Annotated in this window: 17 protein-coding genes and 1 pseudogene; 12 read left to right on the top strand and 6 right to left on the bottom strand. The window is 39.2% G+C overall.

Annotated elements, in window-relative coordinates; translation table 11 throughout:
• Window positions 1-16 precede the first annotated feature (16 nt).
• The 10 genes from ABLA85_RS12460 to der all read left to right on the top strand — a co-directional run bounded on the left by ABLA85_RS12460 (window position 17) and on the right by der (window position 10,635).
• Window positions 17-316, top strand: coding sequence for a hypothetical protein (locus ABLA85_RS12460; RefSeq protein ID WP_367964559.1), 300 nt, complete (start codon window positions 17-19; stop codon window positions 314-316).
• Between the two features lie 430 nt (window positions 317-746).
• A complete protein-coding gene (gene ndk, locus ABLA85_RS12455) occupies window positions 747-1,175 on the top strand; it encodes a nucleoside-diphosphate kinase (protein WP_047683070.1) in 429 nt (142 codons plus the stop codon).
• A 353-nt stretch (window positions 1,176-1,528) separates the two neighbouring features.
• Window positions 1,529-2,707, top strand: coding sequence for a bifunctional tRNA (adenosine(37)-C2)-methyltransferase TrmG/ribosomal RNA large subunit methyltransferase RlmN (locus ABLA85_RS12450; RefSeq protein WP_367964557.1), 1,179 nt, complete (start codon window positions 1,529-1,531; stop codon window positions 2,705-2,707).
• 116 nt (window positions 2,708-2,823) lie between these two features.
• Entirely contained in the window at window positions 2,824-3,192 is a 369-nt protein-coding gene (locus tag ABLA85_RS12445; protein WP_367964556.1) for a fimbrial assembly protein, read from the top strand.
• 157 nt (window positions 3,193-3,349) lie between these two features.
• Window positions 3,350-4,444, top strand: a complete 1,095-nt coding sequence (gene rodZ / locus ABLA85_RS12440; protein WP_367964554.1) for a cytoskeleton protein RodZ — start codon at window positions 3,350-3,352, stop codon at window positions 4,442-4,444.
• Window positions 4,445-4,578: 134 nt separating this feature from the next.
• A complete protein-coding gene (gene ispG / locus ABLA85_RS12435; protein WP_367964553.1) occupies window positions 4,579-5,700 on the top strand; it encodes a flavodoxin-dependent (E)-4-hydroxy-3-methylbut-2-enyl-diphosphate synthase in 1,122 nt (373 codons plus the stop codon).
• Between the two features lie 83 nt (window positions 5,701-5,783).
• Window positions 5,784-7,061 carry a histidine--tRNA ligase gene (hisS, locus tag ABLA85_RS12430; RefSeq protein ID WP_367964551.1) on the top strand — a complete coding sequence of 426 codons (1,278 nt, stop codon included), beginning with the start codon at window positions 5,784-5,786 and terminating at the stop codon, window positions 7,059-7,061.
• A gap of 11 nt (window positions 7,062-7,072) precedes the next feature.
• Window positions 7,073-7,693, top strand: coding sequence for a YfgM family protein (locus tag ABLA85_RS12425; protein WP_367964549.1), 621 nt, complete (start codon window positions 7,073-7,075; stop codon window positions 7,691-7,693).
• 14 nt (window positions 7,694-7,707) lie between these two features.
• Window positions 7,708-8,880, top strand: coding sequence for an outer membrane protein assembly factor BamB (bamB, locus tag ABLA85_RS12420; RefSeq protein ID WP_367964547.1), 1,173 nt, complete (start codon window positions 7,708-7,710; stop codon window positions 8,878-8,880).
• A gap of 261 nt (window positions 8,881-9,141) precedes the next feature.
• Window positions 9,142-10,635 carry a ribosome biogenesis GTPase Der gene (gene der, locus ABLA85_RS12415; protein ID WP_367964545.1) on the top strand — a complete coding sequence of 498 codons (1,494 nt, stop codon included), beginning with the start codon at window positions 9,142-9,144 and terminating at the stop codon, window positions 10,633-10,635.
• A gap of 118 nt (window positions 10,636-10,753) precedes the next feature.
• Here der and ABLA85_RS12410 read toward each other — a convergent pair whose 3' ends face one another.
• The 6 genes and pseudogenes from ABLA85_RS12410 to ABLA85_RS12385 form a co-directional block, all read right to left on the bottom strand.
• Window positions 10,754-10,951: a protealysin propeptide domain-containing protein gene (locus ABLA85_RS12410; RefSeq protein ID WP_367964543.1), complete on the bottom strand. Its 198-nt coding sequence runs from the start codon at window positions 10,949-10,951 to the stop codon at window positions 10,754-10,756.
• Window positions 10,952-11,269: 318 nt separating this feature from the next.
• Entirely contained in the window at window positions 11,270-12,316 is a 1,047-nt protein-coding gene (locus tag ABLA85_RS12405) for a M4 family metallopeptidase (RefSeq protein ID WP_367964541.1), read from the bottom strand.
• 224 nt (window positions 12,317-12,540) lie between these two features.
• Window positions 12,541-13,614, bottom strand: coding sequence for a M4 family metallopeptidase (locus tag ABLA85_RS12400; protein WP_367964540.1), 1,074 nt, complete (start codon window positions 13,612-13,614; stop codon window positions 12,541-12,543).
• 259 nt (window positions 13,615-13,873) lie between these two features.
• Window positions 13,874-14,782: an oxygen-dependent coproporphyrinogen oxidase gene (hemF, locus tag ABLA85_RS12395; protein ID WP_367964538.1), complete on the bottom strand. Its 909-nt coding sequence runs from the start codon at window positions 14,780-14,782 to the stop codon at window positions 13,874-13,876.
• A gap of 284 nt (window positions 14,783-15,066) precedes the next feature.
• The gene (locus ABLA85_RS12390; protein WP_367964536.1) at window positions 15,067-15,822 is read right to left on the bottom strand and encodes a hypothetical protein; all 756 of its coding nucleotides are present in this window, start codon (window positions 15,820-15,822) and stop codon (window positions 15,067-15,069) included.
• A 300-nt stretch (window positions 15,823-16,122) separates the two neighbouring features.
• A pseudogene (locus ABLA85_RS12385) lies at window positions 16,123-16,387 on the bottom strand (helix-turn-helix domain-containing protein).
• 269 nt (window positions 16,388-16,656) lie between these two features.
• On the opposite strand from ABLA85_RS12385, the gene ABLA85_RS12380 reads away from it, so the two are divergent.
• Entirely contained in the window at window positions 16,657-16,830 is a 174-nt protein-coding gene (locus tag ABLA85_RS12380) for a glycosyltransferase (protein WP_367964534.1), read from the top strand.
• Entirely contained in the window at window positions 16,772-17,326 is a 555-nt protein-coding gene (locus ABLA85_RS12375; protein ID WP_367964532.1) for a galactosyltransferase-related protein, read from the top strand. The genes ABLA85_RS12380 and ABLA85_RS12375 overlap by 59 nt, the downstream gene beginning before the upstream one ends.
• Window positions 17,327-17,338 lie beyond the last annotated feature (12 nt).

Here is a 17,338-nt window from a genome sequence, read left to right as displayed (position 1 = left end):
TCAAATAATTTTACTGTTGGGGTTATTTTATGTTCCGATCTCTTTAGCTGATACGTCAGCCAAAGAAGTTGGTAATAAAATAGCAAATAAAGAATCAGTGAATCCTGGTGCATTGAAAAAATGTACATATTTATTGCCTGAAGGGCATAAATATACCTTTAGCATTATTGTTACATCTGATAAGACAACGAAAGACAGTAATGAACGATTTAAAGGGAAATTTGAAGTTTCTGATGAAACTAAGAAGCCATTGGATGAGAAAAGACAAGAGCAACTCAAACCTTTTATTCAATGCGTGAAAGATACCGTTTTGTGATTGATGTAGCATAAAATTGAGCAGTATAAAAACGTGACATAAAACGTTAATTCAATGATCTTGATCAGAATGCCTGTGTGGGAACTTATCGCCTATATAGGCATTATTTTATAAGATGTACGGGTAAGATAGTGTAAATTAATGGAAGAATCGGATATACAAAATTCTGGGTTAGTACTGAAAACAGGTTTATCTTACATTGTCTTAATCTGAGTTATACAGTGAAAATGTGATTTGTGCTAAAAAATTATAATTTTCGCTAAGAAGATTTTAATAAAATGTTGTGTTTCTTATAGGCAAGCAGAAAGTCTCCTCCTATAATCAACGCCTATTTTTATCCCTGTCAGGAAAACAGGATAAATTCTCTCCTTCTGCCTTGTCAGAGGGAATTAAAATGAGTCATCGCTGAAAGTGCCAAAGAGGTTATCCAATGACGATTGAACGTACTTTTTCCATTATTAAGCCTAATGCTGTGAAGAAAGATGTTATCGGTTCCATCTATGCCCGTTTTGAAAGTGCTGGTTTTAAAATCATCGCAGCTAAAATGTTGCATTTAACACGTGAACAAGCAGAAGGTTTTTATGCTGAGCACAAAGGCCGCCCTTTCTTTGACGGCTTGGTAGAGTTCATGACATCTGGCCCAATCATGGTGCAGGTTTTGGAAGGTGAAAATGCAGTTCAGCGTCACCGCGACCTGATGGGGGCAACTAACCCGGACAATGCCCTGGCGGGGACTCTGCGTGCAGATTATGCAGATAGCTTTACTGAAAATGCTGTTCACGGTTCAGATTCTATGGAATCTGCAAATCGTGAAATTGCTTATTTCTTCAGTGATGATGAAGTTTTCCCTCGCTACTGATACCATTGAATTTACCCAATAGATATCAAGTTACTGGAGAGGGGCAATGAATGCTGCCAATCCTAAATACAGCTTGAAAAGGGATACTTTCAGTTACTCGTAGCATCTGTACAATAAAGTTTGTACAATACGGCGCCCCGCTGATGTGATTTAGCGGGGCGTTTACTATTTTATACCTATATATGAAAGGTATATCTCATATATCAATTTACGCTAAGTACATCTTTTTGAATATATTACTGGAGTATATTCTTTAAAGCAGTGTCTATTGAATTGGCAGTCACCGCATGAAAACTTAGTGCTGAAATAGAATCAGCACAGAGCCGAAAGTGTAATAACGAGGCGATGTAACAATGTCCCAACTTAACGCAACCGTACAATCTTCAACTTCCGCTGAATCTTTCACACCAGATAAGAAAACCGGTAAAATTAATCTGCTCGATCTCAATCGTAAACAGATGCGTCAGTTTTTTATTGAAATGGGGGAAAAACCTTTTCGTGCCGATCAGGTCATGAAATGGATTTACCACTATTGTTATGACGATTTTGAGCAAATGACAGACATCAACAAAGTGCTCAGAGCAAAACTTCAACAAGTTGCTGAAATCAGAGCACCTGAAGTTGCAGAAGAACAGCGCTCTTCGGATGGTACTATCAAATGGGCGATTACTGTTGGTGGCCAACAGGTTGAAACGGTTTATATCCCAGAAGATGATCGCGCAACACTGTGTGTCTCATCTCAGGTAGGGTGTGCTTTAGAATGTAAATTTTGCTCCACTGCGCAGCAGGGATTTAACCGCAATCTGCGGGTTTCTGAAATCATTGGTCAAGTTTGGCGGGCTGCTAAAATTATTGGTTCGCTGAAATCCAGTGGCCGCCGTCCAATCACCAATGTGGTTATGATGGGGATGGGAGAACCGCTGCTCAACTTAAACAACGTTGTGCCAGCTATGGAAATCATGATGGATGATTTTGGTTTTGGTCTGTCAAAACGTCGTGTAACTCTATCAACATCAGGTGTAGTACCTGCATTGGACAAATTGGGCGATATGATTGATGTTGCATTGGCAATTTCTCTCCATGCACCGACTGACGATATTCGTGACGAAATTGTCCCAATTAACCGCAAGTACAATATTGAAGAGTTTCTGGCAGGTGTCCGTCGTTATTTGACGAAATCCAATGCTAACCAGGGCCGGGTGACAGTGGAATATGTGATGCTTGACCATGTTAATGACAGTGTGGAACAAGCACACCAATTGGCAGAATGCCTGAAAGATACTCCAAGCAAGATCAATTTAATTCCATGGAACCCATTTCCTGGTGCGCCTTATGGACGTAGTTCCAACAGTCGAATTGACCGTTTTGCGAAGGTCTTGATGGGGTATGGTTTTACCACTATTGTGCGTAAAACAAGGGGAGACGATATTGATGCTGCCTGTGGACAGCTTGCTGGTGATGTCATTGATAGAACAAAGCGGACGTTGAAAAAACGCCTGGCAGGTGAACCAATTCAGGTAAAAACAGTCTAATTTTCTGTTTAATATCGGTAACTGGCTAAAAATTTGGCGAAGTTTGACATATTCTGATAAATGAAAATAGTATGATACGGAAATCAATAATTTGGTCTATAGTTTGTTGTAGCTTGATGACTGGCTGTGTGGCGCATTCTCAACGTCGTGCCCATCAAGTTGTTGCGGTAGATACTCGGTTACAGCTAGGGAAGGCGTATTTGGCAGAACGGAATTTACCGGCTGCCAAATTTCATTTTGAAAAAATTCTGCTGGTGGAGCCTCGCCATCCAGAAGCGCATCTGGGGATGGCACTGCATGAACAATATGCAGGCTGGCCTGAATCTGCTGACCGGCATTATAGAATGGCAATGCAGTACGCGACGGGAAATGATACTGTAGTACGCCATTATTCCGTTTTTCTCTGTGAACAAAAGCGGTACGAAGAAGCTAAAAAGTTGGCCACAGAAAATAACATAACCTTATGTTATTACAGCCAATGTTGATTGCAATAATACTGATTTTAATCAGTAGGTTGTGACAAATGGTTTTCTGTGTTCGACGCAGTATGAAATGATTTCGCTACACAAATTAAATTGGATGTTATATCAAATTAATTTGTGTAAATACTTTAAACCTGAACAGTACCAGTGTCCTTAGATAATGAAGACTGAAACTTATCCAGAAGAAGCCAATCTGACAGCAGGTCAGATTTTGCGTCAGGCTCGTGAAAAACTTGAGCTTTCTCAGCAAACTGTGGCAGATCGCTTGTGTCTTAAAGTGTCCACTGTTCGTGATATCGAAGAAGATAATGTCCCTGCTAATATTGTACCGACATTCTTCCGCGGTTATATTCGTGCCTATGCGAAACTTGTCCAAGTACCTGAATCTGAGCTTTTAACCAAGCTGGATGCACAAATGCCGAATAAGGCAATAAAAACTTCTCCGATGCAGAGCTTCTCTGCCCAAAAAATACGTAAAAAGCGTGATGGCTGGCTGATGAAGGTAACATGGTTTGTGATAATCATATTACTGGGAATGACCGGCCTGTGGTGGTGGCAGAATTATAAGGTACAACAAAAAGAACTGGCTTCCATGACAGAGCAAACTGAAGCACAGCTACAAGCTGGTAATGCATTATCTGGTGCGAACTTTGCACCCGCCAACGCACCGTCTTCAACAGGAAAAAATACGCTTGTACCGTCAAATGATGCAGCTACCAACAGCAATGTTCAATCATCTTCCAGCGCTTCTGCGCCTGTAGCAACTGGATCTAAAATTGTTCCATTACTGGGTAATCAACCCACTGTGAACAATGTCTCCAGTAATACTGTCTCTGATAACATGACTTCCGGTAACACGACTTCCGCTAACGCCGTTGCTACGAACGTTGCTTCTACAAATCAGGGTATTTCTACAAATCGAGGTATAGAGAATGCAGTATCAGCAACGGGTACAGCATCAAATTCTGTTGTTAGTTCCCCATCAACAGATGTGAGTCGGGTCAGTGCAATGGACAGCAATGAACTGGTCATTAACTTTACCGGTGAGTGTTGGTTAGATATTAAAGATGCCAAAGGTAAGAAACTGTTTAGTGGCACTAAAAATAAGGGCGATAGCCTAAAATTATTAGGCACTTTACCTTACTCGCTACATATTGGTGCACCAGCTCAGGTTAATATAGAGTTTCAAGGGAACCACGTGAATCTGGATGAGTTTATTAAGAAAGGTTCTGCTGCCAGACTGACATTGCCATAAACTGACTCGTGGTTTGGGTGAATGTTTTTGGTGAATGTTGAACTGGGGTTCAGGTTTGCCTGCGTGTATTATTCATCACAGCATGTTGTAATTTTTATAAGTAAAATACAGGGATGTAGGGGAGTAATGTAAAAATGCATAATGAATCACCGATAAAAAGACGTAAATCCACACGTATCTATGTTGGTAGTGTACCCATTGGGGATAATGCACCAATTGCGGTGCAGTCAATGACCAACACACGAACAACGGATATTGAAGCGACAGTCAATCAGATCAAATTGCTGGAGCGTGTAGGCGTTGATATTGTCCGTGTTTCGGTTCCAACCATGGATGCAGCGGAAGCCTTTAAATCCATTAAACAGCAATCCAATATTCCGTTGATTGCTGACATCCATTTTGATTACCGTATTGCATTGAAAGTTGCAGAATATGGTGTTGATTGTCTGCGTATCAATCCCGGTAATATTGGTAACGAGGAACGTATTCGTCAGGTTGTGGATTGTGCCCGTCATAATAATATACCTATCCGTATTGGGGTGAATGGTGGCTCTTTAGAAAAAGATTTACAGGAAAAATACGGAGAGCCAACACCGGAAGCTTTGGTTGAATCCGCTATGCGCCATGTCGATATTCTTGATCGTCTGAACTTTGATCAGTTCAAAGTTAGTGTTAAGGCATCTGATGTGTTTCTGGCGGTAGGGGCTTACCGCTTGCTGGCACAAAAAATTGATCAACCTCTGCATCTGGGTATTACAGAAGCTGGAGGTGCTCGTGCTGGTGCGGTGAAATCTTCAATTGGTCTGGGTATTCTGTTATCCGAAGGGATTGGTGACACCTTGCGCATCTCTTTGGCTGCGGATCCGGTGGAAGAAGTTAAAGTTGGCTTCGATATACTGAAAGCGTTACGCATTCGTTCAAGAGGCATCAATTTTATTGCCTGTCCGACGTGTTCCCGTCAGGAGTTCGATGTGATCGGTACAGTGAATGCGCTTGAACAACGTCTTGAGGATTTGATCACACCAATGGATGTTTCTATCATTGGTTGTGTTGTAAATGGCCCCGGAGAAGCTGAAGTCTCAACATTGGGTGTGACGGGCGCAAAAACAAAGAGCGGTTTTTATGAAGATGGTGTCCGCCAAAAAGAGCGTCTCGACAATAACAATTTGATTGATCAGCTTGAAGCGAAAATCCGAGCCAAGGCAACTATTCTTGACACCAATAACCGGATTGTTATTAATCAGCTTGATAAATAAGATACCAATACCGACTTATGTTATCAGAGTCGGTATTGTTTTGTTTGCTGATTGAACTTGGAAATATTAATAAGAGATAAAACATGGCAAAAAATATTCCGGCAATTCGTGGTATGAACGATTGCCTTCCTGCTGAAACCGCCATCTGGCAACGTGTTGAGTCTACTGTGAAACGTGTGTTGGCTGGTTATGGTTTCAGTGAAATTAGAACACCGATTGTAGAGCAGACCCCGTTATTCCAACGCGCAATTGGGGAAGTTACTGATGTTGTCGAAAAAGAGATGTACACATTCGATGACCGTAATGGAGAAAGTTTGACTTTGCGCCCGGAAAATACCGCAGGCTGTGTGCGTGCCGGTATTCAGCATGGTCTGCTGTACAATCAGGAACAACGTTTATGGTACATTGGCCCGATGTTCCGCTATGAACGCCCACAAAAGGGCCGTTATCGTCAATTCCATCAATTGGGTGCAGAAGTGTTTGGTCTGCAAGGGCCGGATATTGACGCCGAAATGATCCTGATGACCGCACGTTGGTGGCGTGAGTTGGGTATTGCTGAGCATGTGACACTCGAATTGAACTCGATTGGTTCTCTGGAAGCGCGTGCAAACTATCGTGAAGCACTGGTCGCATTCCTTGAGCAGCATAAAGAGAAACTGGACGAAGATTGCCTGCGTCGCATGTACACAAATCCGTTGCGTGTGCTGGATTCTAAAAATCCTGACATTCAGGCTCTTCTTAATGACGCACCTGTCTTGTTTGATTACCTTGATGCCGAGTCAAAAGAGCACTTTGCTGGCCTGTGCCAGATTCTAGACGCTGTAGGTATTCAATATTGTATCAATCAGCGTTTGGTCCGTGGTCTTGACTATTACAACCGCACGGTCTTTGAATGGGTAACTTCTGCATTGGGCGCGCAAGGCACGGTTTGTGCGGGAGGGCGCTACGATAGATTGGTTGAACAACTGGGCGGAAAATCAACACCAGCAGTAGGTTTTGCAATGGGGATGGAGCGTATGATCCTGTTGGTTCAGGCAGTGAATCCTGAATTTGTTGCAGATCTCGCTGTTGCAGATGTTTATCTCTCTTCCTTTGGTGAAGGTAGCCAACAGGCAGCATTGATTCTGGCGGAGAAAATCCGTAATGCGTTGCCTGAATTACGCCTGATGACCAATCATGGTGGGGGTAACTTCAAGAAGCAATTGGGACGTGCAGGTAAGTATGGTGCCAAAATTGCTTTACTCCTCGGAGAGGATGAAATTAGTACAGGTAATGTCACCGTGAAAGATTTACGTAATGGTGAGCAACAAACATTGCCACAACAAGCGATCGCAGTACGTTTGAGCGAACTGTTAGGCTAAGGAGAGACTCTGTGGAAGCCTATACCACTGAAACTGAACAAGTTGATGCAATAAAGCATTTTTTTGTCAACAACGGTAAGTACATTGCTGTTGGCTTAGTATTGGGGATTGGGGCAATTGTTGGTTGGCGTTACTGGCAATCTCATCAAACAAACCAGCTACAGGATACCGCGGTACAATTTGAACAACTGAGCAAATCACTGGCATCGGGTTCGAAAGAAAGCATGACTGCCGTAGAGAAATTCGCTAATGAAACGAATAACATCTACGGTGTGATGACAGATATGGAATTAGCAAAACACGCTGTCGATAAAAATGATTTGGCACAGGCAGAAAAATATTTGTTGGTGGCTTCAGGTAAAGCGAAAGATCAGAATATGGTGGATTTGTCCAATATTCGTCTGGCACGGGTTCAGTTAGCAGAAGATAAAACTGATGCTGCATTGAAAACACTGGAGCAAGTTAAAAGTAAGGGATGGCAGTTAATAGCTGAGGATATCCGTGGTGATATTCTGGCGAAGAAAGGGAACATTAAAGGTGCGCGTGAAGCATACTCCAATGGGCTAAACGCCCAGGGTTCTCAGGCTTTGAAATCAATGATTCAAATTAAATTAGATAACTTATCCAACTAAGGGAGCCAACTCTAATGCAACTGCGAAAAACACTCTTGGTTGGGCTGGTTGCTTCTGTTTTGCTGGCAGGCTGCTCAAGTGAACAGGATACAGTAATAATGTCCCCACTGCCAAAGGTTGAAAATCAATTCAATCCACGTGTCGTTTGGGATAAGTCGGTCGGTAATGGTGTTGGGCACTATTACTCTCACTTATCGCCGGCCTGGCAAGGTTCAACGGTTTATGTTGCCGATCGTCATGGTATCGTTAAAGCATTTGAGATAGACAGTGGTAAAGAATTATGGTCAACGGATCTGTCTGAGAAAACAGGGTTATTATCATCTCGTTTGTCGGCGCTATTGTCCGGTGGTCTGACTGTATCGGGTGATCGTCTGTATGTCGGTACAGAAAAAGCAAAAGTTATCGCATTGGATTCCACAAACGGTAAGGTTGAGTGGGAATCTCAGGTTGCCGGTGAAGCATTATCTCGTCCGGTCGTGAGTGATGGCCTTGTTCTGATCCATACTGGCAATGGTATGTTGCAGGCCCTGAATGAAAATGATGGCTCTGTTGCCTGGTCAATCAATATGGACACACCTTCCCTATCTGTCCGTGGTGAATCGGCACCAGCTATAGCATACGGAGCAGCAATTGTCGGTGGTGATAATGGCCGTATTAGTGCCGTCTTGCTTTCTCAGGGGCAGTTGATTTGGCAGCAGCGTATCTCTCAGGTGACAGGGGCAACTGAAATCGATCGCCTGAATGATGTTGATATGACTCCGGTCATTTCTGATAATGTCATTTATGCTATTGCTTATAATGGCAATTTAGTAGCAATGGATATGCGTTCCGGCCAGATTATTTGGAAGCGTGATCTGGGCTCTGTGAATGATATGGTTGTGACCGACAACAATATTTTCATTGTTGATCAGGATGATCGGATTTTATCTTTACGCAAGAGTGATGGGGTAACAATCTGGTCTCAAAATAATCTGTTACACCGTAATCTGACTGCACCAGAAATGTATAATGGCTATCTGGTTGTAGGTGATGGAGAAGGTTACCTGCACTGGTTAAACATGGCTGATGGGCAATTTGTTGCTCAGCATAAAGTCGATAGTTCTGGCCTTTTGAGTCGTCCTGTGATTGCCAGTGATAAGCTGATGGTACAGGCGAAGGATGGAGCGGTTTACCTGTACACTCGCTGATATGCTGATATACAGAAAACAGAGATAAAATTTGTTTTAATGCTATATACCAATAGATTTCAAATTGTATCGCGATGGAAAGCAAAAGATGATTTGAAAAATGAAGGGGATAGCGATACTCACACGGCTCCTGTGCTGACAGGGGCCGTGTCGTCTTTTTAGTATCTTGCGGTTGTGAGAAGAAGATTTGGTAGTGACGAACTTCAAGTGGTTCTTTTTTGCAGGATATCGATTTAAATCTAGTCATGAGGCATCAAAAAAATGATACCTGTCGTTGCGCTGGTTGGGCGCCCTAATGTCGGAAAATCTACCTTATTTAATCGTCTAACCCGAACCAGAGATGCATTGGTAGCGGATTTCCCTGGTTTAACCCGTGACCGTAAATATGGACGAGCGGAAGTTGAAGGGCAAGAATTTATTATCGTTGATACAGGTGGTATTGATGGAACGGAAGAGGGCGTAGAAACACAAATGGCTGCGCAATCTCTGATGGCAATCGAAGAAGCAGATATCGTTCTGTTTATGGTTGATGCCAGATCCGGGCTGATGCCTGCTGATCACGCAATTGCAAAACATTTGCGCAGCCGTGAAAAATCGACTTTCTTGGTTGCAAATAAAACTGATGGTATTGATATTGATACATCTATTGCCGAATTCTACTCTTTGGGATTAGGGGATATATATTCTATCGCGGCAGCTCATGGGCGTGGTGTGACTCAACTGATTGAGCGTATATTGTTGCCATTTTCTGAGAAAGAAGAAGGCGCAGAAGAAGTTGAATTAACGGAAGAAGAAGCTAATGCCGCTTACTGGGCTGAAATGGAACAAGCTGAATTAGAAGCAGTGGTTGAAGCTGAACTGGAAGAGGATTTTGATCCGACAACATTGCCACTGAAACTGGCTATTGTTGGGCGTCCGAATGTGGGCAAATCCACGCTGACCAACCGGATTCTGGGGGAAGAACGAGTCGTTGTCTTTGACATGCCCGGAACAACCCGTGATAGCATCTATATCCCAATGGAGCGTGATGGTCGTGAATATATCCTGATTGACACAGCGGGAGTTCGTAAACGTGGTAAGGTGACAGAAGTGGTGGAAAAGTTCTCTGTCATCAAAACACTCCAGGCCATTGAAGATGCAAACGTTGTGCTACTGGTGGTTGATGCGCGTGAAGGCATTTCTGATCAGGATCTTTCCCTGCTTGGTTTTATTCTCAATAGTGGCCGCTCCTTAGTTATTGCGGTTAATAAATGGGATGGTATGAGTCAGGACGATAAAGATCACGTAAAAGATATGCTGGATCTGCGTTTAGGGTTTGTTGATTTTGCCCGTGTTCATTTTATTTCTGCATTACATGGCAGTGGCGTGGGTAACCTATTTGATTCGATTCTGGAAGCTTATGAAAGTGCGACTCGTCGCGTTAATACTTCCATGCTTACACGGATTATGCGTATGGCAGAAGAGGATCATCAGCCACCGATGATACGTGGGCGCAGGGTAAAAATGAAATATGCCCATGCTGGTGGATACAACCCGCCTATTGTTGTGATTCATGGTAATCAGGTGGCAGATTTACCTGATTCTTATAAGCGTTATTTAATGAATTATTTCCGTCGTTCTTTAAAAGTCATGGGAACGCCTATCCGTATTCAATTTAAAGAAGGGGCTAACCCTTATGCTGATAAGAAAAATACGTTGACTGCGTCACAGCTTCGTAAACGTAAGCGTTTGATGGAACATTTGAAAAAGCGGTAATTTTAAATAAGCATTAATAAAATAAAGAGCTATTTTCTAGCTCTTTATTTTAGAAAGTTGCCAATAGTAAATCTCTGGGCTTATTATTCCTTAGTTTATATTTTTTAATGTTAGATGATCAATTACTTTTCCCTTTATCAATTTGAAATCTATCTTTTTTTCGTAACGGAGGATTTGTAGCTGATTGTTTCATTAAACTCTTAACGTGATCTAATGTTCTTAGCACGTGTTCTTTATCATTCTCATCACAATTTTTCGCAATATGTTCCAGTAAATGGGGAGGAATTATACTGGGTTGATTTGTTACATTACACATAATATACCCAACTTGTTAGTTTGTTAGCCTGGTGTCCTGTGGTCTATCTTTACTAGCTTAAATATTAGTCAAAATAACCACGCCAGTCACTAACAAAAATGTAAATTTTTATCCTCTCATTTTATAAGTTGTAAGTGTGATAATTGGATGAAATACTTGGTGATATATTATTGAGAAAATTTATATAATTAAATCAGAAAATGACTGGGAAGATAACTTCAGCCAGCAAAAATATGATGGTATGAGAGGCATAAAATATATGGGGATAAAAGCAGGGTTTTCCCTAACCCTTAGGTTAAAAATATTATTTTCTTATTGTCAACGAATAACACCTACTTGATTCCATGCGTCAGTAACAAGATTTGAAATGCTTTTACCAAAGAGTTTGTATGCATTATCAATGGATAATTTGGCGAAATCATTAAAATTTGCTTTATTAGATAATCGCTTGTCTGTTAGTGTCTTGTACCAGATTTTACCTGCCAGCTCCCATGAATATCCTCCTATCTCAACTGCCAGTAGGTAGAATGCTTTGTTTGGAATACCCGAATATTTATGAACACCACCATTATCATTTGACAGAGGAAGTTCCTGGTATTGATTCATATGCCCAATCTGATCATCGTGTGAATATGCACTTCCTGGATGTTTAAATGAACGTAAAGCAATATTAGGATCATTATGAGGGTTCATTTTAGGCCCGAATATTCCCTGGCCTATCAGCCAATCAGATTCATTGGCTTTCTGGCTATTGGCAAACTGTTTTACCATCACACCAAATACATCTGAAATAGATTCATTAAGTGCACCAGATTGATAGGCATAATCGAGATCTGCTTCATATTGAGTGACACCATGTGTTAATTCATGTGCTGTGATATCAATACAAGATGTAAAACGATTAAAATACAGTTTCATTCCATCACCAAAAACCATTTGATTATTTGCCCAAAATGCATTTGCATAACCTTCTAGATAATGTACTGTAGCAACTAATTTGAGTCCTTTATTATCAATTGAATTACGACCAAAAATTTCTTTGTAAAAATTATAAGTGTTACCGAGATGCTCGTAAGCTTCATTGACAGATATATCTTTGCTTTCAGAAGTGCCCTCAACCCGAACTATTTTGGTGCCTGGGTATACATCTGTGTTTTCGCCATTGTATATTGTTCTGTTCAACTTTTTATCAGAGCCTGGATCATCTTTTAAAGATAGATGACCTATTGCGGCGTAATTATTTATCAGATTGTAAGTATGATCCAAAGTTTTTAAGAGAGAAGGTTTATCCTGTTCATCACAAATTTTAATAATATATTCAAATAGAGTTGGAGGAATAATGCTGTATGTTTTATTTTTACACATAATAATACCCCGATTTATTTTTTGAATGTTGTATATTTTTTTTGGGGCCCCATTTAAATTATTAGCCTAATTCACAGGGTTTTCTACTAACTAAATGCTTTTTTTCTCTTCCAAAATAATTAAATTATAAATATAAAAAAGGGCCAGTCTTGGCCCTTTTTTTTAATTTTATGATTAATTTGATATTAATTCAGTGGTGCTTGTTTGATATTATATGAATATCTTTATTCATCATCTTCTGGCATAAGTACACCTACTTTATTCCAGCACTCGTTGGTGATGAGAGAGACTTTTTTACCAAATAACTTTTCTGCATTGTCAATCGTTAACGTGGCAAAATCATCAAACGTGGCATCTGAAAATAAACGGTCATCCAATAAAGTTTCATACCAGATTTTCCCAGCCTGTTCCCATGAATAACCTCCCAGAGCAGTTGCAAGCAAGTAAAATGCCCTGTTAGGGATACCCGAATATATGTGAATGCCTCCATTATCAATTGAAATCGGCAGTTCTTCATATTCATCCATATGACCAACCTGCTTATCTTTAGGAAATGCTGAGCCTGGTTTTATAAATGAGCGTAAAGCGATATCAGGTTTATTATCTGGATTGAACTTGGGACCCAGTAGCCCTTTTCCTAATAGCCAGTCGGATTCATCGGCTTTTTGGTTATTGGCATACTGTTTTACCATGATGCCAAACACATCTGAAATGGACTCATTCAAGGCACCAGATTGATAAACATAATGGAGATTGGCTTCATTCTGGATAATACCATGAGTTAATTCATGTGCTACAACATCAATCGCTGAGGTAAAGCGGTTGAAATATTGCCCATCGCCGTCGCCAAAAACGATTTGTTTTCTGGACCAGAAGGCATTTAAGTAACGTTTACCATAATGCACTGTAGCGACTAACCTAAGCCCTTTGTTATCAAGTGAGTTTCGGCCAAAAATTTTGCTATAGAATTCATAAGTTTTCCCAAGATAATTATAGGCCTCATTGACAGCAATATCCTCACTTTCAGGCATACCTTCACTGCGGGCTAACTTTCCTCCAGGGAATTCTTCTTCCTGTTCTGCATCGTAGATAATTCTATGCAGTTTTGTTTTTTTATCAGATTCAATATCAGGGTCCTGCTGTAAAATATCTTCTACAGCTGTGATATTCATTAAATCGTAGATATGATCTAATGTTTTTAATACGTATTGATTAGAACACTCATCACAATTATCAGAGATTTGCTCTAAGACAAATGGAGGGATTAAACTGTATCTGTTAATTTCATAAGTATTCATAATTATTCCCCTATTTTGTCAGTGCTGTATTTGTTCTTTTGGGCGCCCATTTGCATATTATCTATAATTGAAGTGATAGTCATTAGGGGAAATATTGACGTTTTATAGCAGGATATTGCTAATGAAAAATGATAAATAAATTTATTAGTCTACTGATATGAAAACCAGATTTAGATATTTAATTAAAAAAATTGAATGGTGATGAATACCCCAGCGACATAATTATTTATGTTTCTGGGGATGATTCTGTATTGTTTTATTATATCCAATCTTTTTTTATCAGAAATGATGAATAGAGTTCCGCTTCTGGAGAATGTGGTTCAGGAGAATAATTATATTCCCAGCGAACCAAAGGAGGCATGGACATAAGTATAGACTCAGTTCGCCCACCACTTTGCAAACCGAATAATGTTCCTCTATCCCAAACTAAATTGAATTCGACGTAACGCCCCCGGCGATATAACTGAAACTGTCTTTCACGTTCTCCCCAACTAATATCCTTTCTTTTTTTGACAATAGGTAAATATGCATTCAGGAAACCGTGACCTACAGATTGTGTGAAATTAAAACAAGTATCAAAATCGGGAGTATTCAGATCATCATAAAATAATCCACCTACACCACGTGGTTCATTACGATGTTTAATAAAGAAGTAGTCATCACACCACTTTTTATACGTATGATAAATATCATCACCAAAAGGCTGACATAATGTTTTAGCGGTAGTATGCCAGTGAATAACATCTTCTTTAAAACCATAATAAGGAGTGAGATCAAACCCGCCCCCGAACCACCAGACAGGTGTTTCACCTTCCTTTTCTGCCATGAAAAAGCGTACGTTAGCGTGGCTGGTCGGAACATAAGGGTTCAGAGGATGAATGACAAGAGAAACCCCCAGAGCCTGATAATTACGGCCAGCCAATTCAGGGCGGTGAGCAGTCGCTGAAGGCGGCAGGGAATCTCCCGTCACATGGGAAAAATTTACACCTGCTTGTTCAAAAATTTTGCCTGATTTCAAGACACGACTGCGACCGCCACCGCCTTCTTCCCTTTGCCAGCACTCTTCCATAAAATGGGAATGACCATCAAGGTGTTCAAGTTGCTTACAGATTTCATCCTGTAATGAGAGAAAAAAATTCTTAACTTGAGATATATTAGGTGTATTCATGATTTAATCATAACGTATTGATATTATTTAAATTAAACTCGTTAATAACGAGAGGTAAATTTGGTTTGTTTATACAATTGTTTACACATAGAATGCTGAACAAACCTATAAACGAAGCATAAGATAAGAACAATGTGGAAGAAAGGATAAGTTTGTGATCGATGAGACGAGGCCAGTACGCTAAACGTTCTGACCTTGTGAATAGGTTGTGGTGCATTTCGTCGGGAGCTATTGAGGTGACAATGATGAACGTTCTTGCTAGTGTAGATTGTCAATTTTGAAATTTATTTAATAGAATCATTAGTTAAATAATATTTTGGATCTCTTGGCTGATGGATGCATTTTACTCTACAATGACCATGTGTGGCCGTTCTTTTATACATGTTATCAATTAAACTATCAATTAACTGAGGAAGCATTATTTTATTAAAAGCACCACAAATTGAATGACATAAATAACCGCCACAATTCGGATCAAATATAAATAGCGTACTATTATTCCAAACTATAACTCCCATATGATTTTCACTAAATTCTTTTTTCTCATAGTCAGAATTAGGACTTCTATAAGGATAGAAGTTTTGTTTATTCAGTCTATTGCAATGAGAAAGTGATTTATCATCTCTATACTTGTATTGAACACTAGGATTAACGCTGCGATCATTCATATCATTTTTCTTAATACGAACTAACGACAACAGACCATAACCATTTTGTTGATTGATCTCTATATTTTTCGAGATACGAATATAATCATGTTGTCGTTCTATTTGTTGTTGTTTTATCACATTATTATATCGTGAATCACGATCCATATATGAAATTTTTAGTTTATCCATATATGATCTTGCAAGGTTGAATGATTCCTCTGGACATAATGGTTGTGATATATTTCTTTGTTTATATATTAAATGTGATAACAGGCAAAAGCTAATGCCAAAGCATAATCCTTTCCCTATCCCATCATTATGATATCGAAGATCTTTTTGATTAAAAGGAAAGAACTCATCCCTATTATAGGGGGCTGTATTTGTAAGCATACGTAATACCAATAATTAATTTTATTATATACTTTCATCTTTAAAATGTTAGAAACGGAAGAAACTGATGAACTTTGTCTTTATAAACAAAGAATATCTATACTCTCAAAAATTTATTCCGCTACTATCTATGAATTCATATCCATAACGTATTGAAAGGATAATCCTTATAAGTTATAAAAGACCTTATACTGGAATTAGTATTGTTACAATTATAATTACAAATCTTTAATGTGAATATCTACTGAGGGGTAGAAAAATTAAATTAGTGGGGTTATTAATAGCCCTACGTAGATACTATTATATATTAATATATTGCTGAGTAGGCATTTTACGAACCTTACGCTCAATAAGCTGACCGCGCTGATTAAAATAGCGACTGGGCCAGATTTTTGAGGGAGATAGTTGGCAATAATCCATTCACCCTTAGGTCACGGTTTGCTAAGAGGATTTGCCAGTGTAGAAGAACTGATTTACGGGAGACAGCCGCTAAGGTTGTACCACGTTTACGCAATGCTGCGATATTTTCGATGCCCGGTGGCTTTGACTTTGAAACTGAACAGATTAAATATAGGTTTAAAGGAGATACTGAGCATTATCCTGAAACCTTTTTGAAAGAAAAATATAAAAATGATATTGAATGGTTTATAATCTCAATGAATTCATATATTGAAAAATTTGGTTCTTATTGCAATGTTAATGAAGTAATTGAAGAGTTCCTTAATAGATTAAATAATTGTTTATCTTTACAAGAAAACTACACTCTATCAGATAAGCATAATTTTAAAGCCTCTTTTTTTTAAATAAATAGTAAAATCAAGGAGTAAGTAACTTATGACTCTGAGTATAATTATCCCTTCTTATAACAAAAAAGAAAGCCTAATGTCTTTGTTAGCCTTATTAAATAAGCAAAGTGCGGACTTTAGTGATTTCGAAGTAATAGTTGTAGATGATGGTTCTAGCGTTTTTATGGGGAACAATATTCAGTGTAGAAAAAGAACTTTTTGAAAAGGTGGGGTGTTTTGATGAACAATTTACATCATGGGGTGGTGAAGATATTGATCTTGGTTTCCGGCTTCACAAAGCTAATTCTCAATTTCATTTGTTTGAAGGGATAGAGGGAGTGCACTTATCTCATCCAGAAAACGATGAAATAAATTATAAGACAAACTTAGAAAATAAGAGATATATTTCTGAAAAATATAATGATGAAATGACGGATTGGCTTATAAAAGAAGAGAATATATTTAAATTAAATGAATTAATAATTTTAAAAAACACTGAAAAAAGGATGTTTAATATGATTAATGTTGCTATTGCTGGTATTGGGAATTGCTGTTCGTCTCTTTATCAAGGGATTAATTATCATTTAGATAGTGATCCAATAATTAATGATTTAGGTATTTCAATCAAAGATATCAATGTCAAAGCAGCATATGATATTGATTGTAGAAAAGTTGGCTTACCAATATCAAAAGCAATTTTTACAAAGCCCAATTTGTAGTGAAGTGACCAT

It is taken from the genome of Xenorhabdus sp. SGI246 (genome assembly GCF_040838225.1).
GTDB lineage: Bacteria > Pseudomonadota > Gammaproteobacteria > Enterobacterales > Enterobacteriaceae > Xenorhabdus > Xenorhabdus indica.
Note: the sequence above shows the minus strand (reverse complement) of the source record. Positions and strands in the feature narration are given on the sequence as shown.

What these genes read in the sequence shown, in the direction of transcription:
- ndk (WP_047683070.1), top strand. Translation starts at nt 747, where the DNA reads ATGACGATTGAACGTACTTTTTCCATTATTAAGCCTAATGCTGTGAAG.
- ABLA85_RS12450 (WP_367964557.1), top strand. Translation starts at nt 1,529, where the DNA reads ATGTCCCAACTTAACGCAACCGTACAATCTTCAACTTCCGCTGAATCT.
- ABLA85_RS12445 (WP_367964556.1), top strand. Translation starts at nt 2,824, where the DNA reads ATGACTGGCTGTGTGGCGCATTCTCAACGTCGTGCCCATCAAGTTGTT.
- rodZ (WP_367964554.1), top strand. Translation starts at nt 3,350, where the DNA reads ATGAAGACTGAAACTTATCCAGAAGAAGCCAATCTGACAGCAGGTCAG.
- ispG (WP_367964553.1), top strand. Translation starts at nt 4,579, where the DNA reads ATGCATAATGAATCACCGATAAAAAGACGTAAATCCACACGTATCTAT.
- hisS (WP_367964551.1), top strand. Translation starts at nt 5,784, where the DNA reads ATGGCAAAAAATATTCCGGCAATTCGTGGTATGAACGATTGCCTTCCT.
- bamB (WP_367964547.1), top strand. Translation starts at nt 7,708, where the DNA reads ATGCAACTGCGAAAAACACTCTTGGTTGGGCTGGTTGCTTCTGTTTTG.
- der (WP_367964545.1), top strand. Translation starts at nt 9,142, where the DNA reads ATGATACCTGTCGTTGCGCTGGTTGGGCGCCCTAATGTCGGAAAATCT.
- ABLA85_RS12410 (WP_367964543.1), bottom strand. Translation starts at nt 10,951, where the DNA reads ATGTGTAATGTAACAAATCAACCCAGTATAATTCCTCCCCATTTACTG.
- ABLA85_RS12405 (WP_367964541.1), bottom strand. Translation starts at nt 12,316, where the DNA reads ATGTGTAAAAATAAAACATACAGCATTATTCCTCCAACTCTATTTGAA.
- ABLA85_RS12400 (WP_367964540.1), bottom strand. Translation starts at nt 13,614, where the DNA reads ATGAATACTTATGAAATTAACAGATACAGTTTAATCCCTCCATTTGTC.
- hemF (WP_367964538.1), bottom strand. Translation starts at nt 14,782, where the DNA reads ATGAATACACCTAATATATCTCAAGTTAAGAATTTTTTTCTCTCATTA.
- ABLA85_RS12390 (WP_367964536.1), bottom strand. Translation starts at nt 15,822, where the DNA reads ATGCTTACAAATACAGCCCCCTATAATAGGGATGAGTTCTTTCCTTTT.
- ABLA85_RS12380 (WP_367964534.1), top strand. Translation starts at nt 16,657, where the DNA reads ATGACTCTGAGTATAATTATCCCTTCTTATAACAAAAAAGAAAGCCTA.
- ABLA85_RS12375 (WP_367964532.1), top strand. Translation starts at nt 16,772, where the DNA reads ATGATGGTTCTAGCGTTTTTATGGGGAACAATATTCAGTGTAGAAAAA.